Genomic DNA, 21,041 nt, shown 5'->3' on the forward strand with positions numbered 1-21,041 from the left:
GGGGGGGGGGGCCGCCGGGGTGGCTGGGCGGGGGGGGGGGGGGGGCGGGGCCCCCCCCGCGTCACTTCTTCGGCAGGTACTGCGGCTGCAGGATGCCCTGCAGCTGCGCATACGCCAGGTGCAGTTCCGGATGCCCGGCGGCGTAAGGCGCGATGCTGTAGACCGGGTACTTGAGCAGCACTTCGTCCTTCTTCAGGGCGACGTTGTCGGTGCGCTGGAACGGCCAGTTGGCGGTGAATCCGGGTTCCTGGGCGAACTTGTTTTCGGCCAGCCAGCGCTGGTGCGCCTGCGCCGCGAGGCGCCAGAAGGCCTCTTCCTGGCCGGGCAGCAGCACGTCCTGCAAGGTCAGGGCGCGGTCCTGCTGGCGGTCGTAGTTGATGAAGCCGCGGCCGGGCATGCCGTGGGCGCCGCCGGTTTCCAGGTAGCTGGACAGCTCGACCACCGTCAACTGGTCATGCTGGTCGATTACTTTCGCCTGCAGATAGGTCGCCCAGCGCGCATCGGCGCGGGTGAGGAATTCCTTCTCGTAATCCTGCAGGGTGGCCGCCGGCGCGCGGTCCGGCGAGTCGTCGGTCATCGCCAGCAGGCGCTTTTCGATCAGCTCGGTGAGGGCCGGTTCGTCGATGAAACGCAAGGTATCGACGTTGATCAGCGCACAGTCGCTGGCCTGGCAACCGGCGGAGCGATGCTCCCAGGCAATGTGCTGGGCTTCGAGCGGTTTGTCCTTGGGCGGCGGGGTGAAGGTCTGGCAGGCGCCGAGCGCCAGGACCAGCCCGGCGAGGCAGAAGGGTTTCGCGAAAGGTAGGGAATTCATCGTGGTTTGCACAGTCGGTTAGGGTGCGGTCTTCGATTGCCCGAAGTGGCCCGAGTTCGCCTGAGCGGCCTCCGGATCGGGTGACGAATAACACAGGCCGCGGTTAATCCGCAAAGGGCTGCGCCTGCCGATCGGGCGCGTTAGGATGGCGCGAACATCAACCAGCAAGCGAGCTGAGCATGATCGATACCTTCAAGCCCGACGCCGGTGCGGTGGAACTCGTCGAGCGGGAAAACTGCTTCCAGGGTTTCTACCGGCTCGATCGCCTGCACCTGCGTCACCGGCAGTTTTCCGGAGCGATGGGGCCGCAGATCAGCCGTGAGCTGTTCGTCCGCCACGACGCCGTCTGCGTGTTGCCCTACGACCCGAAGCACGACCGCGTGGTGCTGATCGAGCAGTTCCGCGTCGGCGCCCTCGACAAGTCGGAGAACCCCTGGATGCTCGAGCTGGTCGCCGGCCTGATCGACAAGGCCGAGGAGCCGGAGGAGGTGGCGCGCCGCGAAGCGGTGGAGGAGTCCGGGCTGACGCTCGGCGCGCTCTGGCCGATCACCACCTATTTCCCCTCTCCCGGCGGCAGCGACGAGCTGGTTCACCTGTACGTGGGGCGCTGCGACAGCGAGGGCGCCGGCGGCGTGCATGGTCTGGAAGAGGAGGGCGAGGACATTCGCGTACACCTGCTGTCGTTCGCCGATGCCTTGCAGTTGCTCAGGGATGGCCGCATCAACAACGCTGCCAGCATCATCGCCTTGCAATGGCTGGCCTTGAATCGAAATGAAGTTCGGGGGCTCTGGTCTTGAATCTGTTGCGTGAACGTTACCGGGTCGATCTGACCGGCCTGCAGGCCACCTGCGAGGCGAATTACGCCCGGCTGATGCGCCTTCTGCCGTCGATGCGCGACGGTAACGGCGCGCGCCGGGTCGCCCTGAGCCAGGGTGAGCGCCTGCTCGGCGTGCTCGCCCTCGAAGTGCTCGACGCCGGCCCGTACACCACCACCCTGCAGGTTCGCCAGGAACACAGCCTGCCGTGGCTGCCGGTGCCGCGGCTTGAGGTGCGCGTCTATCACGACGCGCGCATGGCCGAGGTGATCTGCGCGGAAAAGGCCCGGCGCTTCCGTGGCATCTATCCCTACCCGAATGCCGGCATGCACCAGCCCGACGAGAAGAGCCAGCTCAACCTGTTCCTCGGCGAGTGGCTGAGCCATTGCCTGGCCTGCGGGCACGAACTGGAGCGGCAGATCTAGCGTGGCGTCAGCGCCATGGCGCGCCGCGACGCCTGTTTGAGGGCGAGAGCCACACGCCGCCGCTGCCACCCGTTTCCGGGACCGCGCAGCCACTTCTGCGACGGGCTGTCGCGCCAACTGTGACCTGCGTCCCCTTCATGGTTTGCCCGGCCGCGCCCTAGACACCATAATCCCGCAACTTTCGATCGAAGGAGACAGCCTTGCCGCGCCTGTCAACCCATGCCGACTCGTCGGTCCTGCTGGTGCAGTTGTCCGATAGTCACCTCTTCGCCGAGGCGGACGGCAAGCTGCTGGGCATGGACACCTCGGACAGCCTGCAGCGGGTCATCGAGCGGGTGCTCGAGGAGCAGCCGCGGATCGATCTGCTGCTCGCCAGCGGCGACCTTTCGCAGGACGGATCGCTGGCGTCGTACCAGCATTTCCGCCAGATGAGCGCCGCGATCGACGCGCCGGCGCGCTGGTTCCCCGGCAACCACGACGAACGCGCGCCGATGCGCGAAGCCTGCGCCGGCACCGACCTGCTCGAAGCGGTGGTGGACATCGGCGCCTGGCGGCTGATCCTGCTCGACAGCACCATCCCCGGCGCCGTGCCCGGGCATCTCGACGACGCGCAGCTGCAACTGCTGGAGGATGCCCTGGCGGGGGCCGGGCAGCGTCATGTGCTGGTCAGCTTCCACCACCACCCGGTGTCCATCGGTTGCCGCTGGATGGAGCCGATCGGCATCCGCAATCCGGCCCCGCTGTTCGACGTCATCGACCGCTTCCCGCAGGTGCGCGCGCTGCTCTGGGGCCACGTGCACCAGGAGTTCGACCAGTTGCGCAACGGGGTGCGCCTGCTGGCCTCGCCCTCGACCTGCGTGCAGTTCGCGCCGGGCAGCGAGGCGTTCCAGGTCGACCGTCTGGCGCCCGGCTACCGCTGGCTGCGCCTGAATGACGACGGCAGCCTGGAGACCGGCGTGTCGCGGGTCACCGGCATCGACTTCGTCGTCGACTACAGCATCAAGGGTTACTGACGGCACGACGCTTGCGGCGGCTACGCCCGAACTTGTAGCCTCCCCACCCCATGACGACTTCCATTCTCTATCTGCACGGCCTCAACAGCTCGCCCGATTCGCTCAAGGCAAGCCAGCTGACGCGGGCCATGGCACGCCTCGGCTGGAGCGACCAGCTGCGGGTTCCGGCGCTGCACCACCATCCGCGCGAAGCCATCGCCACGCTCGATGCGCTGATCGCCGAGCTGGGCCGGCCGGTGCTGGTCGGCAGCTCGCTGGGCGGCTACTATGCGACCCACCTCGCCGAGCGCCATGGCCTCAAGGCCCTGCTGATCAACCCGGCGGTCAGCCCACACCGGTTGTTCGACGGTCATCTCGGACCGCAGACGAACCATTACAGCGGCGAGACCTGGGAACTCACCCAGGATCACGTGGATGCCCTGGCCGAGCTGGAAGTGCCTGCCCCCAACGATGCGCAGCGCTACCAGGTGTGGCTGCAGACCGCCGACGAAACCCTCGACTACCGCCACGCCCAGGCCTACTACCGCGGCTGCGCGCTGCGTATCCAGGCGGGTGGCGACCATGGCTTCCAGGGGTTCGCCGAGCGCCTGCCGGCGCTCCTGCACTTCGCCGGGTTCGATCCGCGGCACTGGCGCGACAGCGATTTTTCCGACATCTAGACCACGAGAGCTCATGGCCACTTACAACGCCGACGCCATCGAAGTCCTTTCCGGGCTCGACCCGGTGCGCAAGCGCCCGGGCATGTACACCGACACCTCGCGGCCCAACCACCTGGCCCAGGAAGTCATCGACAACAGCGTCGACGAGGCCCTCGCCGGCCACGCCCGCTCGGTGCAGGTGATCCTCCACGAGGACAACTCGCTGGAAGTGATGGACGACGGCCGCGGCATGCCGGTGGACATCCACCCGGAAGAGGGTGTGTCCGGGGTCGAGCTGATCCTCACCAAGCTGCACGCCGGCGGCAAGTTCTCGAACAAGAACTACCAGTTCTCCGGCGGTCTGCACGGCGTCGGTATCTCGGTGGTGAACGCGCTGTCGACCCGCGTCGAAGTGCGCGTCAAGCGCGACGGCAGCGAGTACCTGATGAGCTTCGCCGACGGCTTCAAGGCCAGCGACCTGGCGGTGGTCGGTACGGTCGGCAAGCGCAACACCGGCACCAGCGTGCACTTCTGGCCGGACCCGAAGTACTTCGATACGCCGAAGTTCTCCATCAGCCGCCTCAAGCACGTGCTCAAGGCAAAGGCCGTGCTCTGCCCGGGCCTGTCGGTGAGCTTCGAGGACAAGGCCAGCGGCGAGAAGGTCGAGTGGCACTACGAGGACGGCCTGCGCTCGTACCTCGCCGACTCGGTCGCCGAACACCTGCGCCTGCCCGACGCGCCCTTCGTCGGCTCCCTCGCCGGCACCAAGGAAGCCGTCGACTGGGCGCTGCTGTGGCTGCCCGAGGGCGGCGAGAGCGTGCAGGAAAGCTACGTCAACCTGATCCCCACCGCCCAGGGCGGCACCCACGTCAACGGTCTGCGCCAGGGCCTGCTGGACGCCATGCGCGAGTTCTGCGAGTTCCGCAACCTGTTGCCGCGCGGCGTCAAGCTGGCCCCGGAAGACGTCTGGGAGCGCATCGCCTTCGTCCTCTCGATGAAGATGCAGGAGCCGCAATTCTCCGGCCAGACCAAGGAGCGCCTGTCCTCCCGCGAGGCCGCTGCGTTCGTCTCCGGGGTGGTCAAGGACGCCTTCAGCCTGTGGCTCAACGCCCACCCCGAGCTCGGCCTGCAGCTCGCCGAGCTGGCGATCAGCAACGCCGGCCGCCGCCTCAAGGCCGGCAAGAAGGTCGAGCGCAAGAAGATCACCCAGGGCCCGGCGCTGCCCGGCAAGCTGGCCGATTGCGCCGGCCAGGACCCGATGCGCTCCGAGCTGTTCCTGGTCGAGGGCGACTCCGCCGGCGGCTCGGCCAAGCAGGCGCGGGACAAGGAGTTCCAGGCGATCCTGCCGCTGCGCGGGAAGATCCTGAACACCTGGGAAGTCGACGGCGGCGAAGTGCTCGCCAGCCAGGAAGTGCACCACATCGCCGTGGCCATCGGCGTCGATCCCGGCTCGCCGGACCTGGGCGAGCTGCGCTACGGCAAGATCTGCATCCTTGCCGACGCCGACTCCGACGGCCTGCACATCGCCACGCTGATCTGCGCGCTGTTCGTCCGCCACTTCCGCCCGCTGGTGGATGCCGGGCACATATACGTGGCGATGCCGCCGCTGTACCGCATCGACCTGGGCAAGGAAATCCACTACGCCCTCGACGAAGCGGAGCGCGACGGCATTCTCGAGCGCCTGAGCGCCGAGAAGAAACGCGGCAAGCCGCAGGTCACCCGCTTCAAGGGCCTCGGCGAGATGAACCCGCTGCAGCTGCGCGAGACCACCATGGACCCGAACACCCGGCGCCTGGTGCAACTGACCCTGGAAGACTTCGACGCGACCCGCGAGATGATGGACATGCTGCTGGCGAAGAAACGCGCCGGCGACCGCAAGAGCTGGCTGGAGTCCAAGGGCAACCTCGCCGAGGTTCTGGTGTGACCCCAGGCGCGCGCGCGGTCCTCGCCCTCCTGCCGCTGCTGATCCTGCTGCAACCCTGCGCCGCCGCCGAGCTGGAGGAGCTGACGCTGCTCGACGAGCACGTCATCGACGGCGTGCCGGCGGGCAATCTCTCCGGCCTGGAGCGCTGCGGCGATTCGTTGTGGACCGTCTCCGATCGCGAGGACGACCGCTTCTACCGGCTGACTCCCCAGGCCGGCGGCGAGCCGTGGCAGGTCGAGGTGGAAACCTTCGTCGCCCCGCCTGCACCGGACGTGGGGCTCTCCGCCGGCCTGCGCAGCAGCGCCTGGGTGCTCGGCAAGATGCGCGGCGGCGAGCTTGATTTCGAAGGCCTGGCCTGCGACGCGGCGGGCAACCGCTATCTGGTCAGCGAAAGCCAGGCCGCCGTGCTGCAGATACCGCTGGCGGCTCCGCCGAGCTGGCTGCCGCTGCCCCCGGCCCTGGTTCGTCAGGCGCGGGCCAGTGGCATGTTGCAGCAGTACAACAGTTTGTTCGAGGGCATCGTCATCAACCCCGAGGGCGACCGCCTGTGGCTCGCCGCCGAGCGCGAGAAGCGTGGCCTGCTGGCCCTGCAGAAGCGCAAGGGCGGCTGGGCGTGCAGCGACGGCTGCGTGCTGATGAGCGAAGGCGGGCGCGAGGACACGCCGAAGGGTGACAGCATGCCGCGCGACTTCTCCGGCCTTTCGCTGTTCGACGGCAAGCTCTACACCCTGGAACGCGCGACCTATCGCATCTGCCGGCGCTCGCTGAAGCACGGCGATGCCGAGCGCTGCTGGTCGTTCGCCCGGGAAGGGCTGACCGAGGCGCGCGACTACGGCAAGACTTGGGGCATGGCCGAAGGCCTGGTGGTGGACGCCAACGGCGCCTGGATCATGCTCGACAACGGCAAGCACGCCCGCGGCGATGGCGAGGACCGCCCGATCCTCTGGCGCTTCGCCGCGCCGGCCAGGGGCTGGGGAGCGAACCTGTGAGCACGCAGCGACCGGGCCAGCGCATCGGCCGGGTGATGCTGGTGCTCGCCTGGGGCGCCGGCCTGCTGCTGGCCACGCGCTTCTTCGGCGAGTGGCAGGCATCGCGGGAGAACCCCAACCAGACACCGCAGTCGCGGCATGCCGAGAACTACGTCGAAGTGCAGCTGGCCGGCGACGGCCGCGGGCACTTCATCGCCAGCGGGCAGATCAACGAGCAGCCGGTGAGCTTCCTTCTCGACACCGGTGCAACCGACGTGGCGATTCCTCAGTCGGTGGCCGAGCGCCTTGGCCTGGAGCGCGGCGAAGCGGTGGGCCTGATGACCGCCAACGGCCGCGGCGAGGGCTATCGTACCCGCCTGCGCAGCCTGCGCATCGGCGACATCGTGCTCCAGGACGTGCGCGCCCTGGTGGCGCCCGGTTTCGACGGCGAGCGCGTTCTGCTCGGCATGAGCGCGCTGCGCCAACTCGAATTCACCCAGCGCGACGGCACCCTGGTGCTGCGCCGCTATACACCGAACAGAACCCAGGAATAGACCCGATGAGCGAAACCCTCGACCTGAGCCTGGAAGGCGTGGAGCGCCGCTCCCTGGCCGACTTCACCGAGCAGGCCTACCTCAACTACTCGATGTACGTGATCATGGATCGCGCCCTGCCGCACATCGGCGACGGCCTGAAACCGGTGCAGCGCCGCATCGTCTACGCGATGAGCGAGCTGGGACTGGACGCTGACTCCAAGCACAAGAAGTCGGCGCGTACCGTCGGCGACGTGCTCGGCAAGTTCCACCCGCACGGCGATTCCGCCTGCTACGAAGCCATGGTGCTGATGGCCCAGCCGTTCAGCTACCGCTACACGCTGGTCGACGGCCAGGGCAACTGGGGCGCGCCGGACGATCCGAAATCCTTCGCCGCCATGCGCTACACCGAGGCGCGCCTGTCGCGCTATTCCGAGGTGCTGCTCAGCGAACTCGGGCAGGGCACCGTGGACTGGGTGCCGAACTTCGACGGCACCCTGGACGAGCCGGCGACGCTGCCGGCGCGGCTTCCCAACCTCTTGTTGAATGGCACCACCGGGATCGCCGTGGGCATGGCCACCGACGTGCCGCCGCACAACCTGCGCGAAGTCGCCGCCGCCTGCGTGCGCCTGCTCGACGAGCCGAACGCCACGGTGGAGCAGCTCTGCGAACACATCCTCGGCCCGGATTTCCCGACCGAGGCGGAAGTCATCACGCCGCGCGCCGACCTGCTGAAACTCTACGAAACCGGCCGCGGCTCGGTGCGCATGCGCGCCGTCTATCGCGTCGAGGACGGCGACATCGTCGTCACTGCGCTGCCGCACCAGGTCTCCGGGGCCAAGGTGCTGGAGCAGATAGCCGGGCAGATGCAGGCGAAGAAGCTGCCGATGGTCGCCGACCTGCGCGACGAATCGGACCATGAGAACCCCTGCCGCATCGTCATCATCCCACGCTCCAACCGCGTGGATGCCGACGAACTGATGCAGCACCTGTTCGCCACCACCGACCTGGAGTCCAGCTACCGGGTCAACACCAACGTCATCGGCCTGGACGGCAAACCGTCGGTGAAGAACCTGCGCCAGCTGCTGGTGGAATGGCTGGTCTACCGCGTCAACACCGTGCGCCGGCGCCTGCAGTTCCGACTGGACAAGGTGGAAAAGCGCCTGCACCTGTTGGAAGGCCTGTTGATCGCCTTCCTCAACCTGGACGAAGTGATCCACATCATTCGTACCGAGGAACATCCCAAATCGGTGCTGATGCAGCGCTTCGAGCTGAGCGATACCCAGGCCGACTACATCCTCGACACCCGCCTGCGTCAGCTGGCGCGCCTCGAGGAAATGAAGATCCGTGGCGAGCAGGAAGAGCTGGCCAAGGAGCGTGAAAAGCTGCTGGCGCTCCTCGGCAGCGAGGCCAAGCTGAAGAAGCTGGTGCGCAAGGAGCTGCTCGAGGACGCCGAGAAGTACGGCGACGACCGCCGCTCGCCAATCGTCGCCCGCGCCGAAGCCAGGGCGCTCTCGGAAACCGAACTGATGCCCACCGAGCCGGTCACCGTGGTGGTTTCCGAGAAGGGCTGGGTGCGCTGCGCCAAGGGCCACGACATCGACGCCACCGGGCTTTCCTACAAGGCCGGCGACGGCTTCAAGGTCGCCGCGCCCGGGCGCTCCAACCAGTTCGCCGTGTTCATCGACTCCACCGGGCGCAGCTATTCGCTGGCCGCCCATTCGCTGCCCTCGGCGCGCGGCCAGGGCGAGCCGCTCACCGGCCGCCTGCAACCGCCGCCAGGCGCCAGCTTCGAGTGCGTGCTGCTGCCCGAGGACGAAGCGCTCTACGTGATCGCCTCCGATGCCGGCTACGGCTTCGTGGTCAAGGGCGAGGACCTGCAGGCGAAGAACAAGGCGGGCAAGGCGCTGCTCTCGTTGCCCGCCGGCGCGCGGGTGGTGGCGCCGCGGCCGCTCGCCGATCGCGACCAGGACTGGCTGGCGGCGGTGACCACCGAGGGACGGCTGCTGCTGTTCCCGGTCCGTGACCTGCCGCAACTGGCCAAGGGCAAGGGCAACAAGATCATCGGCATCCCCGGCGACCGCGTCGCCAGCCGCGAGGAATACCTCACCGACCTGGCCGTGCTGCCGGTTGGGTCGACCCTCGTTCTGCAGGCCGGCAAGCGAGTGCTGTCGCTCAAGGCCAGCGATCTGGAGCACTACAAGGGCGAGCGTGGGCGCCGCGGCAACAAGCTGCCGCGTGGCTTCCAGCGCGTCGACTCGCTGCTGGTCGAACCGCTGGCGCCCTGAGTCGGCCGGCGGGACGTTCCCCCGGACACAGCCGGAAGCGATTTCGCCCCGGCTGCAGCTCCCGCATCCTGCGGCCCGGGTGGCATACTCAGCGCAATCGACCGGTGGTCGCACTGGAGTCGCGCGCCGGTTTGAAGGATCATAGGCCGCCGAGACGCTGCGGCTTTTCAGCGCAGCGCTCCCGTATGCAACAACCGGTCACCAGGGGTGGCCAGTGGATGACTCTTGATGACTCTCGTGCGCGTTTCCCGTCTGTTCTTCCTGATCGCCCTGCTGGGTCTGGGCGGCTGTATGAGCAAAACGCCGGCACCGCTCTATCAGCTAGACAGCGGCAGTCCGGCCATTCCACAGAAGGCCAGCGGACCAGCGGTGCTGCTCGGTCCGATCCAACTCGCCGAATACCTGTCCCAGGACAACCTGCTGCAGCGCCAGGCCGATGGCAGCCTGCTCGCCGACCGTGACGCGCGCTGGGCCGGGCGCCTTTCGGCGAACGTCGACGATGTGCTCCTGCGGCAGCTCGCCGGACGCCTGAACAGCCAGCGCGTGGCGCTCGCCCCGGCGATCGGTTTCAGCGCCGACGTGCAGGCCCAGCTGAACATCACGCGGCTGGATTCCGGCCCTACCCAGCCGGCGGTGCTCGAAGCGCAGTGGCGCCTGGTGGACAAGGCCGGGCAACTGCGCGATACCCGCCTGGTGCGCCTGCAGGAGGAGCATCAGGGCAGCGCCGCGGATCAGGTGCGCGCCCAGGGCGTGCTGCTGCAGCGCCTGGCGGGCGAGATGGCCGAGACGATCGGCCCGCTGTCGCGGCAGCTGGCCGAAAGCGCGCGCAAGGCCGAGGCGAGGGCGGCGACTGCGACCAAGGAGAAGCCTTCGCGCATCCCGGTCGCCGAACCGGTGCGCAACGGCGCCGAAGTGTTCCGCTTCTAGCCCGCGCCGCACGCGCAAGAGCCCGGACCGCCCAGCGCGCTCCGGGCTTTTTTATGGGCCGAAGGGAGGTTTTCGCCGCAGATCCGTAGGGTGGGTTAGCGGCGATAGGCTCGGCTTTGTGGGTACGACACCGCAGGTTAACGCCGCGTAACCCACCGGGCGGAGGTTGGCGATAACACGTCTGGTGGGTTACGGCGCACGTGGTGCGGGGAGCGTCCGAAACACCGATGATGCGCCTAACCCACCCTACGGGTGGCGGGGACATCTGGATGTAGGGTGGGTTAGCGGCGATAGGCACTGGCGGTGGGCACGACCGCGTAACCCACCGGGCGAGGCCCCAGGATCACCAACGAAACGGCCGCCTCAGCGGCCGTTCATGTCCTGCATGCGCACCAGCTGGCGTTCGAGCAGCGAGGGGTAGGGTTCGAGCAGGCGCTCGACGCAGCAGGCGCCCTCGGGGCTGGCGATCGGGCGGATGCGCGCGCGCTGGCGCAGCAGAGGGTCGTCGGCGATGCGGCGTCCCACCAGCAGCAGGTTGCGGCTGTGCTGCGACAGGGCCAGGGCGTCCTGGGCGGTTTCGCTGAGCAGCAGTTCGGGCTGGTCGAGGTCGGCCAGGTCTTCGCCGAGGGTCAGTCCCAGTTGCAGTTGCAGGGCGATGCCGCTGTCGGCGACCTCGATCTGCAGGGCATGGCCGAGGGCGCGCATCAGTTCGCCACAGCACAGCGCGTGGGTCAGGTAGTCCTCGCCGCTGTCCTGGCGATGGAAGAGCAACAGGCTGCTGCCGTCGCTCAACGTGTGCAGGTCGCACTGGTAGAGCGAGGCGGCCTTGTCCAGGCAGTCGCGGTAGCGCTGCAACAGGTCGAGCAGGCGGCTGCGCGGCAGGCGGCGCAGCTGTTCCTGGGCGCCGAGCTGGATTGCCAGTACCGCGCTGAGCGCGGGCAGGCTCGGAGCCACCGTGACCGGGGCCGGCTGCACCTGTACCGGCGGCCGTGTTCTCGACGTCTCGACCGGGCTTTCGTCGCGCAGCTCGGAGAACGGATCGTCCTCGTCGTGAAGGCGGCTCGAGGCGCGCATCGGGGCCGGTTCGTCGTCGTCTTCCTCGTCGCTGTCGAAGCGGCTGTCGCCGAGGTCGCGTACCTCGAACTCTTCTTCGGCTTCCTGGTCGAGGTAGTCCTCCTCGAGGTATTCGTCTTCGGGCTCGGGCTCGGGTTTTTCCGGCACCAGGCGCGCCTGCAACTGGCGCGCGAGGTCGCCGATCTCGTCCTGGCGGCCTGCGCCGGGCGCCGGATCGTCCGGGTCGCGCAGCCACACCCGCAGCTCCAGCAGCGGCGTCGAGATGTGCCGGCCCAGGCGCAGGCTCAGCGACAGGGTCAGCGCCAGCAGGATCAGGCTGAGCAGCCCCATGCTCTGCAGGCTGATGGTCATCGGCTGCTCGAACTGCTGCATGTCGAGGCTGATACGCAGCTGCCCGGCAATCACTTCCTGGAAGGTGATCGGCGTGGAGAACACGCCTTCGGTCTCGCCGAGCATGCTCTGCTTGGGCCGCGAACCGGCCTCGGCGAGCAGGCGGTTGTCGACGCTGTAGATCGCCGCGTGGGCGACCAGCCGGTTCTTCACCAGGTTGCCCAGCAGCACGTTGAGGCTGAGGATGTCGTTGGACACCAGTGGATCGCGCGCGGAGGAGGCGGTCTGGGTGATCAGGCTCTGGCCGAGGGCATCGGCTTGCGACTGCATCGCCTGCTTGAACTGCATCCCCATCACCCAGGCGTAGATCACCAGCGCCAGGGCCACCAGCAACAGGCTGTGACTGGCGATGCGCAGGGCCAGGGGTACACGCCGCTGACGCAGGGCGTGGAAGATGAGGAGGAAGAAGTTGTCGGGCTTGACGGGGGCTGGCCGGTTCACGGAGCTCGGCTCTTCTCGAGTAGGAAATGTGGCCGGCAGTATACGGGAAAAGCCGGGCCAGGCTTCAAGCCAGACACCCGCCTTTGCGCCAGGCGGACGCGCAGAGCGGGAAGCCGGGCGTCGACGGCTCGGTTAGAATGGCCGCCGCATTCTTCAGCGGAGCCAGCACCTTGCGCGAAATCGTCCTGATCAACATCACCGGGGAAGACCGCCCGGGCCTGACCGCCGCCATCACCGGCGCGCTAGCGCAGGGCGGGGTGAACATCCTCGATATCGGCCAGGCGGTGATCCACGACACGCTGTCGTTCGGCATCCTGGTGGAAATCCCGGACAACCAGCGCGCCTCTGCGGTGCTCAAGGAAGTGCTCTTCACCGGCTACAAGCTGGATCAGCAGGTGCGCTTCACGCCGGTTTCGGAAGCCGACTACCAGCAATGGGTCGGCGGCCAGGGCAAATCCCGCCACATCGTCACCCTGCTGACGCGCAAGGTGACCGCCGAACAGCTGCAGCGGGTCAGCTCGATCACCGCCAAGTTCGGCCTCAACATCGATCGTATCGACCGTCTTTCCGGGCGTATGCCGCTGGATACGCCGGATGAGCGCAGCAACGGCTGCATCGAGTTCTCGGTGCGCGGCGAGCCGGCCGACACCTTGGCGCTGCGCGCCGAGTTCCTCAGCGTGGCGCAGGAGTTGAACGTCGACATCGCCTTCCAGCGCGACTCGGTGTTCCGCCGCAACCGGCGCCTGGCGGTGTTCGACATGGATTCGACGCTGATCGAGGCGGAAGTCATCGACGAACTGGCCAAGGTTGCCGGCGTCGGCGAGAAGGTGTCCGAGATCACCGAGCGGGCGATGCGCGGCGAGCTGGATTTCCGCGCCAGCTTCACCGAGCGTCTGGCGCTGCTCAAGGGATTGCCGGAATCCGAGCTGGAAGCCGTCGGCGCCTCGCTGCGCCTGACCGAAGGCGCCGAGGTGCTGTTCGCCGAGCTCAAGCGGCTGGGCTACAAGACCGCGATCCTTTCCGGTGGCTTCAGCTACTTCGCCCGGCAACTGCAGGCCAGGCTGGGCATCGACTACGTGTTCGCCAACGAACTGCAGATCGAGAACGGCGTGCTCACCGGCGTCGCCGTCGAGCCGATCGTCGACGCCCAGCGCAAGGCCGACCTGCTGCGACAGCTGGCGGAACAGGAAGGCCTGCGCCTGGAGCAGACCATCGCCGTGGGCGACGGCGCCAACGACCTACCGATGCTCGGCCTGGCCGGTCTCGGCGTGGCCTTCCGCGCCAAGCCGCTGGTCAAGCAGTCGGCCAAGCAGGCGATTTCCACCCTTGGCCTCGATGGCATCCTCTATCTGCTCGGTTTTCGCGATCGGGAAGGGCAGGACTAGGACGGTCCTGTCTGCGGGGCGGTTGAATCCGCCCCGCGGGAGTGATGGCTGTTAGCTGCGCCGTTCGACGATGAAACGCGCGAGGTCGCGCAGCGGTTCGGCGCGTTCGCCGAAGGCCTCCAGCGCGGCCAGCGCCTGGTCGCGCAGGTCCAGCGCGTAGGCCTTGGCGGGTTCCAGGCCGAGCAGGGCCGGGTAGGTGGGCTTGTCCTGGGCCTGGTCCTTGCCCTGGGTCTTGCCCAGCGTCGCGGTATCGCTTTCCACGTCGAGGATGTCGTCCTGCACCTGGAACGCCAGGCCGATGGCCCGCGCGTAGGTTTGTAGCGCGGCTAGCGCCGCGTCGTCGGCCCGACCGCTGGCCAGGGCGCCGAGGCACACGCTGGCTTCGATCAGCGCGCCGGTCTTGTGCCGGTGCATGCTTTCCAGCGCGCGCTGGTCGATCTGCCGCCCCACCGACTCCAGGTCGATCGCCTGCCCGCCGACCATGCCTTCGGGCCCGGCCGCGCGGGCCAGGGTGGTCAGCATGCGCAGGCGGGTCTCGGCGCTGGCGCTACGTGCGCCCGGTTCCGCCAGCACGCTGAAGGCCAGGCTCTGCAGGCCGTCGCCGGCGAGAATCGCCGCCGCTTCGTCGAACGCCTTGTGGGTGGTCGGCTGGCCACGACGCAGGTCGTCGTCGTCCATCGCCGGCAGATCGTCGTGCACCAGCGAATAGGCATGGATCAGCTCGACGGCACAGGCCGCGTTGTCGGCCTGTTCGACGTCGCCGCCGAGGGCTTCGCAGGCGGCGTAGACGAGGATCGGGCGCACCCGCTTGCCGCCGTTCATCACGCTGTAGCGCATCGCCTGGTAGAGCCGCGCCAGATCGTCCTGCGGGGCCTGGAAGAACCGCTCCAGGCACGCGTCGACACGTGCCCGGCAGGCTTTCTGATAGGCCGCGGTCATGCCTCGGGGTCCGTTTCGAAGGGCGCTTCTTCGGTTTCGCCGTCGCGTTCCAGGAGTATCTGGACCTTCTGCTCGGCCTGGCTGAGCGCCGCCTGGCAGTCACGGGTCAGGCGGATGCCCTGCTCGAAGGCGCCCAGGGAGTCTTCCAGCGACAGCTCGCCGCTTTCCAGGCGCTCGACCAGGTTCTGCAGGTCGGCGATGGATTGTTCGAAATCGAGTGCAGCTTTCTTGCGGGCCATGGGCGTTCTCTACGACGGGAGCGGAAACCGCGGCGACTCTAGCAGAGCGGCCGCGCACGGAGCAAATGGCCGGCGGGGCGAATCCGCGCGATCACGCGTCGGCCAGCTCGATATCGGGCAAGGGTGAACAGCCGTTTCGCGCAGTCATTGTCCGGCGCGGCTTGGTATCCTGTTCGGGGATTCGGGAGCGTAGGGAAATGGAATGGGGCATGGTGCGGCGGCTGGTGACACTCGGCAAACGCCTGCGCAGGTCGGTCGTAGCTCTGACCTTCGATGCGCATGATTTCTCCGACCCGCTCCCCTGCCTCTGGTCGAAGGGCCTGAGCCGCCAGTGCGACTTTCGCGGGCCGGAAGGCTACTGGCAGGCGCCGACCGAGAGCGTCCAGAGCGAAAGCCTGTTCCGCGAGCATTATGCCGATGCCCACCGCCTGGTCTGGGTCCGGCTGAGCACCCAGTCGCGCGACGGCGTCGCGGCGGATCTGGATCATTTCGTTGCCGCCGCGCTGCCCTCCATCCCAAGCCCTTCGTGCTGGTGACATCCGACGGCGACGTTTCGGTGCCCTCCGAGCTTCGCCCGGAAACGGTCGCCGCGCTGCTGTCCTGTTCCTGGCTGGTCGCCTGGTACACGCAGAACCACGACGGTAGCGATACCCCGCGGCTCGCGCCATTGCCCATCGGGCTCGACCTGCACACGCCGCGCCCTTTCACCAGCCCGCGCCGGCTGCTCGACGACCTGGCGCGCATCCGCTCGATGCGTCGCGAGGCGGGCGATCTGCCGCCCACGGTTCTGTGCGACATCGGCCTGAGCCTGGCCTCCGCGCCGCGCATCGCGCCGGTCAAGGCATTGCACGGCTGCAGGCATGTCGAGAGGGTTCGTCGCCGGGTGAGCCAGCGGGCGATATGGCAGCGTTATGCGAACCATCCCTTCGTGCTCAGCCACGGCGCTGTTCCAGTCGGCGACGAAGGACACCAGCGGGCGCAACGCCTTCGCCGCCGAACTGATGCGCCATCTGCCAGTGGACTCCTACGGCCGGTTCCTCAACAACAGCGCCATCCCGCAGCCGGATCGGGGCGCGGCGACCAAGATGGACCTACTCGGCGGCTACCGCTTCTGCCTCGCACTGGAGACCTCCGAGGAGGACTACGTCACCGAGACGTTCTTCCAGCCGCTTCGGCCGGCCTTCGCCGCGAAGATGGACCTGGCGTCCGAGGAAGTCTTCCTGCGGCTCGTCGCGCGCCGGTTGCACGCGCATTCCCGCCCGCAGGATGCCTGCGCCCCGCAACGGCCTTTCGGCTGGCTGGGCTATGCGCGCGCGTCTGCAACACCTGCGGTGCCGGTTGGCCGGCTGAACGCCCCGCGCATGGCCGCGACTCCGGCTCAGCGGGCGTCTGCGACCAGTTGGCGATACAGCGCCACGTAGCGCTCGGCCATGCGTTGCGCGGTGAACAGCTGCCAGTAGCGGGCTTCGGCGCGCTGGCCCATCGCGGTGGCTTGCTGCGGGTGATTCCACAGGTACTGCATGGCGCCGCGCAACGCGTCGGCGTTGTCGGCCGGGACCACCAGGCCGGTCTCTTCGCCGATGTTGATGAAGGTGGTGCCGGTGCCGATCTCGCTGGAGATCATCGGCTTGCCATACATCGCGCCTTCCAGCAGCGAGATGCCGAACGCCTCCGAACGCAAATGCGAGGGAAACACCACGGCGTAGCTCAGCTCCAGCAGTGCGACCTTGTCCTCGTCGGGCAGGCGGCCGAGGAAGCGGATGTTGATCAGGCCGAGCTCGGCAGCCTGGGCGCGCAATTCGGCTTCGATGGGCCCGGCGCCGACGATGACGATCGGCAGGTCGGTGCCCTGGGCGGCCTCCAGCAGGATGTGCAGGCCCTTGTAATAGCGGATCACGCCGACGAAGAGGAAGAACTTCGGGCCGATGCGCTCGCGCCAGTAGCGCAGCTTTTCGGGTGAGGCGGCGGGATAGCTGGTCTTGTCCAGGCCGATGGGAATCACGCTGACCTTGTCCCGGTGCTGCTCCAGCACGTCGCTGGACGCCAGGTAGTTGGGCGAGGTGGCGACGATGTGGTCGACGTCGGCGAGGAAGCGCCGCTCCAGCGGCCGGTAGAGCTTGAGCAGGTTCTTCTGCCGGATGATGTCCGAGTGGTAGGTGACCAGCGTCGGCTTGCGGGTGCGACTGAGGAAGTGCACCAGGTCCATGAACGGCCACGGAAAGTGGTAGTGGATCAGGTCGGCCTGTTTCGCCAGGCGGGCGAACAGCGGGAATGCGGACAGCGAGAAACCGGTGGAGGCGATCTGGAAGTCCAGCCTGGCCCGGTAGCCGTGGTAGCCGTTGATCTCCATCGGCCGTTCGACGCGCTGCTCGCCCAGCGACAGCACGTCGGTGGTCACCCCGAGGCCGGCCGCGCCGCGGGCGGATCGATGACCTGTTCGATTCCACCGATGCTGTCGGGAAGGGAGGTCTTGTAGAAGTGCAGCACGCGCATGGTGAAGGTACTTATTGGATGATGTTTCTGAAGGCGTCGAGGAAACGTGCCCGGGAGAACTCCGCCGCCCGCGCCTCGCAGGCGGCGCGCATGCTCAACGCCCGCTCGGCGGACATTCGTCCGACCGCCTCGGCGATGGTTTCCGCGCTCGGGTCCGCGGGCAGCAGCAGGCCCGTGCGCTGGTCGACGACGCTTTCGCGCAGCCCGCCCTCGGCGACGCCGATCAGCGGTTTGCCCGCCGCCATGGCCTCGACCGCGGACATGCCGAAATCCTCGTCCTGCGGCACGTAGAGCGCGGCGATGGCATTGCCCATGAGCTGCGCCAGGGCGTCGTCGTCGAGCCAGCCGGCGAAACGGATGTTCGGCGTGCCGTTCGCCAGCGCCTTCAGGGCCTCGAGCTGCGAGCCGCCGGAGGCGACTACCAGTTGCTTGTCCGGCATGCCGAGAAAGGCGCGGACGATGCGGTCGACCCGCTTGTTGGGTTCCAGGCGCCCCAGCGACAGGTAGTAGCCCTGCTGGCCGAGGAAGCGAAACCCGGTGGTGTCGATGGGCGGGTACACGACCTCGGCGGCGATTCCGGTGTGTTCGAGCAGGCGCTCGCGGACATGCAGCGAGTTGGTCAGCACCCGGTCCATGCGCTGCAGCGCGTGCAGGTAGGCGTGGCGATAGCGTTCGATGGCCAGCCGCAGCGCCGGCCTGGCCAGCGCTGGAGCACGCGCCAGGTAGCGCTCGCGCTGGTCGAAGGCGAAACGCGGCGGCGTGTGGCAATAGTAGAGGCGCCGCCCGCGCGGCTGTTCGAGCGCCGTCAGCGGGGCATAGAGCCCGCTGTAGATCACCTGCCGCGCCTCACGCAGGTGCGCGGGCGGACGGGAGAACGCGGCCAGCGCCCGGGGGATGCGCGGCAGCATGCGCAGGGACGCGGCGCTGATCACCTGGGGCCGCACGGCGCCGCAATCCCCGGATTCGCGGAACGCCGGGTAAACCCCCGATACTCCCAAGGAGAAACCGGGCAGTCCGTTGGCCAGGGCGATGACCAGCCGCTCGGCCCCGCCGTTCACCTGCAGGTAGTCGTGCAGGACCCAGTGCGAGGAAGGTACGTTCATGGTTGCCCCGCATCCGACAGGTTCAGCCGTTCCAGCAACTGCCGGGTGACCGCGCCGGCCTCGTAGCGTTCGACGACCTTGGCGTGACCGGCTTCGCCCAGGCGCCGGCACAGCTCCGGCGAGGAAGCCAGGCGCAGCAGCGCCTCGGCGAGCGCCTGGGTGTCGCCCTCCGGCACCAGCAGGCCGTCGACCTCGTGCTCGATCAGCTGCGCGGGCGCGCCGGTGGCGTAGGCGATTACCGGTTTGCGCCGCGACCAGGCCTCTATGACGGTTCTACCGAAGGTCTCCGGCCCGCCGGAATGCGACACCGAGGCCACCACCACGGCGCGGCAGCTGCGCAGCAGGGCGGAGGGGTCAGCCACGTAGTCGCCGAGCCGGTAGCTGGCGCCGATGCCGAGCCGTTCGATCAACTGCCGCAAGCGCTGTTGAAGCGCCGGGTCATCCTGCGGTCCGCAGGACAACAGGGCCAGTGGCTGCTGGCGCTCGTGCAGGTGATGCAGCGCCAGGGCCAGATCGGTATGGCCCTTCCAGGGATTGAGCGTGGCCAGATGCAGGATCGGACCTTCGTAGGAAACCGCCTCGTCGGGGATTTCCACCATGTCCGGCACCACCGACCAGGGCGAGGGGCCGAAGGGCGCCGTGTACGCGGGGCTCAGGTAGCCCTGGCGCTGCATCACCACGCTGTTCGGTAGCAGAATCGGCGCGCCGGGCAGACGGGCGAAGATGAAATCCAGGTCCTGCCAGAGGTAGTCGCGCACGTAGAGATGGCAGCGTCGGGCCAGCGGGCGGACGAACCGCGCGGCCATGGCGGCGATGAGCGCCGAACGCTGGGTGTTCAGCAGGATCGCGTCGGGGCGATGGCGCAGGAACGCGAGCAGCAGTTGCAGCGCCGCGATTCGCCGGCCGGCGGTGTTCTGGCTGGTGCGCACATGAATCAGGCGCGCATTGGCCGGCAATGCTCCCGGCTGTAGCAGGCGCTCCCGGTGCGCATTGCTCTGGGCGAAGATCACCACCCGCAGGTCCGCTGGCAAATGACGCAGGACGATCTCGATGCTGCGCTCGGCGCCGCCGTAGCCCTGCTCGATGGAGAGGATGAACAGGGTTTTCATGGCCGCGCGTACTGCTGTCGGCAGAGCGCCCAGCCGGCGTTCGCGATGCGTTCGGCAAGCTCGCGCCGGGTCGCCAGGGCGACGATTGATGCGGCGAATTCCTCGGCGCCGTGGGCCGCCAGGTAGTGCTCGCCGGACGTCACCGCGAGGCCGCGCACGCCTTGCCGGGTGGAAATCACCGGGCGGCGGTGGGCGAAACCTTCGAGCGTCTTGAGCTTGGTCCCGCCGCCGGCGAACAGCGGGACCAGGACGATGTGGCTGCGCGCATAGCAGTCGCCAAGGTCGCCGGCCTCGGCGCTGAACTCTACCTGCGGCGTGCGAAGCAGTGCCTGCAGCGACGGGGAGGCATGCCGGCCGACGATGCGCAGGCGCCAGGGCGAGGTTAGCGTCGCTGACAGGCGGGGTATCAGGCGCGTCACCAGAAAGCGCACGGCTTCTTCGTTGGGCGGGTAGTTCAGCGTGCCGACGAACAGCAGGCCAAGCGTCCCGTCGCCGGGCAGCTCGGCAGGCGTCGCCGGCAGGGCGATCCGGTTGGGCCGGCAGGCGATTGACAGGCCGGGACGCGCCGGCAAGTGCCGCGCATCGTCGCTCGCGGCCAGGTAGAGGGTTCGGTACTGCCGCGCGATGTCGCGCTCGACCAGGCGGTACTGGATCGCCGTGGACAGCCCGCGCAGCGCGTCGCGGTACTGGCCCATGCGCCAGGAGGCCAGCGCCACGCTGGTTCGCGTGCGGGACTCCAGATCGTCCAGGTCGAGTGCGCAGTCGGCGTGCGGATAGCGCGCGGCCAGCGCGGTCCCGAGGTCTTGCAGGTAAAGCCGGAACACCACGATGCGCTGCACCGTCTCGCCGGCGAGGCGGGCTTCCAGCGCCTCCAGCGTCGATGTCGACGTCCACTGCTGCCAGTCGCTGACGAAGCGACGGGAACACAGGGCAAGCAGCGGCAGAGACAGGCCTGCCAGGCGGCGATAGCGGCGCGTCGTGCTGACCCCGTCCGCCAGCGGCCAGACCGCTTCGGCGGGATAGTCCGCGGGCAACGTCGGCCAGCTGTCGCGGTCACCGGCCACCAGCAGGTGCACACGGTGCTCGCGGCTCAGCGTCTGCAGCCAGTCCCAGGCGCGCAGCGCGCGGCCCGAGCCGCCCGGCAAGGGCAGGACCGGCGTGACGAACAGGGCAACCGGTCTGGATGTCATTCGGCGTTCGCCGCCAGGTCTTCGAGCACGCCGTTCTGCAGGCGCACGGTGCGGTCGGCGAAGCGCAGGTTGCTGCTGCGGTGGGTGATGTAGACCACGCTCATCGCCGGGCACTCGCTGCGCAGCCGGGACAGCAGGCGGGTTTCGCTGGCTTCGTCGAGGCCGGAAGTGGCCTCATCCAGCAGCAGCAGGTCCGGGCGCCGGTACAGCGCCCGCGCCAGTGCCAGCCGCTGGCGTTCCCCGCCGGAAAGCCGTGCGCCGTCGGCGCCGGCCGCGGCCCGGCGGCGGCCCGCCCCGCGGGGGGGGGCCCCCCCCCCCCCCGCCCGGCGGCCC

Annotated in this window: 20 protein-coding genes and 1 pseudogene; 12 read left to right on the forward strand and 9 right to left on the reverse strand. The window is 68.4% G+C overall.

Features of this window, described 5'->3' with window-relative positions:
- Positions 1-61: 61 nt before the first annotated feature.
- Positions 62-814 (reverse strand): RsiV family protein, encoded by a 753-nt coding sequence (locus tag QMX85_RS20790; protein ID WP_282344094.1) that lies wholly within the window; start codon positions 812-814, stop codon positions 62-64.
- 179 nt (positions 815-993) lie between these two features.
- Between QMX85_RS20790 and QMX85_RS20795 the strand changes: the two genes are divergently transcribed.
- The 9 genes from QMX85_RS20795 (at position 994) to QMX85_RS20835 (ending at position 10,345) form a co-directional block, all read left to right on the forward strand.
- Positions 994-1,611, forward strand: coding sequence for an NUDIX domain-containing protein (locus QMX85_RS20795; RefSeq protein ID WP_090225833.1), 618 nt, complete (start codon positions 994-996; stop codon positions 1,609-1,611).
- Positions 1,602-2,054, forward strand: coding sequence for a DUF1249 domain-containing protein (locus QMX85_RS20800; protein WP_282344123.1), 453 nt, complete (start codon positions 1,602-1,604; stop codon positions 2,052-2,054). The genes QMX85_RS20795 and QMX85_RS20800 overlap by 10 nt, the downstream gene beginning before the upstream one ends.
- A 200-nt stretch (positions 2,055-2,254) precedes the next feature.
- Positions 2,255-3,067 carry a 3',5'-cyclic-AMP phosphodiesterase gene (gene cpdA, locus QMX85_RS20805; protein ID WP_282344096.1) on the forward strand — a complete coding sequence of 271 codons (813 nt, stop codon included), beginning with the start codon at positions 2,255-2,257 and terminating at the stop codon, positions 3,065-3,067.
- A 50-nt stretch (positions 3,068-3,117) separates the two neighbouring features.
- On the forward strand, positions 3,118-3,726 hold the full coding sequence (locus QMX85_RS20810) for a YqiA/YcfP family alpha/beta fold hydrolase (RefSeq protein WP_273229929.1): 609 nt from the start codon (positions 3,118-3,120) through the stop codon (positions 3,724-3,726).
- 13 nt (positions 3,727-3,739) lie between these two features.
- Positions 3,740-5,629 (forward strand): DNA topoisomerase IV subunit B, encoded by a 1,890-nt coding sequence (parE, locus tag QMX85_RS20815; protein ID WP_282344099.1) that lies wholly within the window; start codon positions 3,740-3,742, stop codon positions 5,627-5,629.
- Positions 5,626-6,618, forward strand: a complete 993-nt coding sequence (locus QMX85_RS20820) for an esterase-like activity of phytase family protein (RefSeq protein ID WP_282344100.1) — start codon at positions 5,626-5,628, stop codon at positions 6,616-6,618. The genes parE and QMX85_RS20820 overlap by 4 nt, the downstream gene beginning before the upstream one ends.
- On the forward strand, positions 6,615-7,151 hold the full coding sequence (locus QMX85_RS20825; RefSeq protein WP_282344101.1) for a TIGR02281 family clan AA aspartic protease: 537 nt from the start codon (positions 6,615-6,617) through the stop codon (positions 7,149-7,151). Before QMX85_RS20820 ends, QMX85_RS20825 begins: the two co-directional genes overlap by 4 nt.
- A gap of 5 nt (positions 7,152-7,156) precedes the next feature.
- Positions 7,157-9,418 (forward strand): DNA topoisomerase IV subunit A, encoded by a 2,262-nt coding sequence (gene parC / locus QMX85_RS20830; protein ID WP_282344102.1) that lies wholly within the window; start codon positions 7,157-7,159, stop codon positions 9,416-9,418.
- Positions 9,419-9,646: 228 nt separating this feature from the next.
- Entirely contained in the window at positions 9,647-10,345 is a 699-nt protein-coding gene (locus tag QMX85_RS20835; protein ID WP_282344104.1) for an ABC-type transport auxiliary lipoprotein family protein, read from the forward strand.
- Between the two features lie 363 nt (positions 10,346-10,708).
- On the opposite strand, the gene QMX85_RS20840 is transcribed toward QMX85_RS20835, so the two are convergent.
- The gene (locus QMX85_RS20840; RefSeq protein WP_282344105.1) at positions 10,709-12,250 is read right to left on the reverse strand and encodes an AhpA/YtjB family protein; all 1,542 of its coding nucleotides are present in this window, start codon (positions 12,248-12,250) and stop codon (positions 10,709-10,711) included.
- A 170-nt stretch (positions 12,251-12,420) separates the two neighbouring features.
- Between QMX85_RS20840 and serB the strand changes: the two genes are divergently transcribed.
- A complete protein-coding gene (serB, locus tag QMX85_RS20845; protein ID WP_282344106.1) occupies positions 12,421-13,635 on the forward strand; it encodes a phosphoserine phosphatase SerB in 1,215 nt (404 codons plus the stop codon).
- 51 nt (positions 13,636-13,686) lie between these two features.
- On the opposite strand, the gene ispA is transcribed toward serB, so the two are convergent.
- Complete coding sequence (gene ispA, locus QMX85_RS20850; RefSeq protein ID WP_282344108.1) at positions 13,687-14,574, reverse strand: (2E,6E)-farnesyl diphosphate synthase; 888 nt, start codon at positions 14,572-14,574, stop codon at positions 13,687-13,689.
- Positions 14,571-14,813, reverse strand: a complete 243-nt coding sequence (locus QMX85_RS20855) for an exodeoxyribonuclease VII small subunit (protein WP_282344110.1) — start codon at positions 14,811-14,813, stop codon at positions 14,571-14,573. Before QMX85_RS20855 ends, ispA begins: the two co-directional genes overlap by 4 nt.
- A 197-nt stretch (positions 14,814-15,010) precedes the next feature.
- Here QMX85_RS20855 and QMX85_RS20860 point away from each other — a divergent pair, with 197 nt between their 5' ends.
- Both QMX85_RS20860 and QMX85_RS20865 read left to right on the forward strand, forming a co-directional pair.
- Complete coding sequence (locus QMX85_RS20860) at positions 15,011-15,349, forward strand: hypothetical protein (RefSeq protein ID WP_282344111.1); 339 nt, start codon at positions 15,011-15,013, stop codon at positions 15,347-15,349.
- 375 nt (positions 15,350-15,724) lie between these two features.
- Positions 15,725-16,234 carry a glycosyltransferase family 10 gene (locus QMX85_RS20865; RefSeq protein ID WP_282344113.1) on the forward strand — a complete coding sequence of 170 codons (510 nt, stop codon included), beginning with the start codon at positions 15,725-15,727 and terminating at the stop codon, positions 16,232-16,234.
- Here QMX85_RS20865 and QMX85_RS20870 read toward each other — a convergent pair.
- The 5 genes and pseudogenes from QMX85_RS20870 to QMX85_RS20890 form a co-directional block, all read right to left on the reverse strand.
- A pseudogene (locus tag QMX85_RS20870) lies at positions 16,192-17,306 on the reverse strand (glycosyltransferase family 4 protein). The gene QMX85_RS20865 and the pseudogene QMX85_RS20870 overlap by 43 nt on opposite strands.
- A gap of 11 nt (positions 17,307-17,317) precedes the next feature.
- A complete protein-coding gene (locus QMX85_RS20875; protein WP_282344115.1) occupies positions 17,318-18,409 on the reverse strand; it encodes a glycosyltransferase in 1,092 nt (363 codons plus the stop codon).
- On the reverse strand, positions 18,406-19,518 hold the full coding sequence (locus tag QMX85_RS20880; protein WP_282344117.1) for a glycosyltransferase: 1,113 nt from the start codon (positions 19,516-19,518) through the stop codon (positions 18,406-18,408). The genes QMX85_RS20875 and QMX85_RS20880 overlap by 4 nt, the downstream gene beginning before the upstream one ends.
- Positions 19,515-20,708: a glycosyltransferase gene (locus tag QMX85_RS20885; RefSeq protein ID WP_282344119.1), complete on the reverse strand. Its 1,194-nt coding sequence runs from the start codon at positions 20,706-20,708 to the stop codon at positions 19,515-19,517. The genes QMX85_RS20880 and QMX85_RS20885 overlap by 4 nt, the downstream gene beginning before the upstream one ends.
- The coding region (locus tag QMX85_RS20890) for an ATP-binding cassette domain-containing protein (protein WP_282344121.1) at positions 20,705-21,041 on the reverse strand (337 nt) is incomplete at its 5' end. The genes QMX85_RS20890 and QMX85_RS20885, both read right to left, overlap by 4 nt.

Source organism: Pseudomonas sp. PS02288, from assembly GCF_029959715.1.
Lineage (GTDB): Bacteria > Pseudomonadota > Gammaproteobacteria > Pseudomonadales > Pseudomonadaceae > Pseudomonas_O > Pseudomonas_O kuykendallii.

Coding starts and splice junctions, on each gene's coding strand:
- QMX85_RS20790 (WP_282344094.1), bottom strand. CDS start 814: ATGAATTCCCTACCTTTCGCGAAACCCTTCTGCCTCGCCGGGCTGGTC.
- QMX85_RS20795 (WP_090225833.1), top strand. CDS start 994: ATGATCGATACCTTCAAGCCCGACGCCGGTGCGGTGGAACTCGTCGAG.
- QMX85_RS20810 (WP_273229929.1), top strand. CDS start 3,118: ATGACGACTTCCATTCTCTATCTGCACGGCCTCAACAGCTCGCCCGAT.
- parE (WP_282344099.1), top strand. CDS start 3,740: ATGGCCACTTACAACGCCGACGCCATCGAAGTCCTTTCCGGGCTCGAC.
- parC (WP_282344102.1), top strand. CDS start 7,157: ATGAGCGAAACCCTCGACCTGAGCCTGGAAGGCGTGGAGCGCCGCTCC.
- QMX85_RS20835 (WP_282344104.1), top strand. CDS start 9,647: ATGACTCTCGTGCGCGTTTCCCGTCTGTTCTTCCTGATCGCCCTGCTG.
- ispA (WP_282344108.1), bottom strand. CDS start 14,574: ATGACCGCGGCCTATCAGAAAGCCTGCCGGGCACGTGTCGACGCGTGC.
- QMX85_RS20855 (WP_282344110.1), bottom strand. CDS start 14,813: ATGGCCCGCAAGAAAGCTGCACTCGATTTCGAACAATCCATCGCCGAC.
- QMX85_RS20860 (WP_282344111.1), top strand. CDS start 15,011: ATGGAATGGGGCATGGTGCGGCGGCTGGTGACACTCGGCAAACGCCTG.
- QMX85_RS20865 (WP_282344113.1), top strand. CDS start 15,725: ATGCGAACCATCCCTTCGTGCTCAGCCACGGCGCTGTTCCAGTCGGCG.
- QMX85_RS20875 (WP_282344115.1), bottom strand. CDS start 18,409: ATGAACGTACCTTCCTCGCACTGGGTCCTGCACGACTACCTGCAGGTG.
- QMX85_RS20880 (WP_282344117.1), bottom strand. CDS start 19,518: ATGAAAACCCTGTTCATCCTCTCCATCGAGCAGGGCTACGGCGGCGCC.
- QMX85_RS20885 (WP_282344119.1), bottom strand. CDS start 20,708: ATGACATCCAGACCGGTTGCCCTGTTCGTCACGCCGGTCCTGCCCTTG.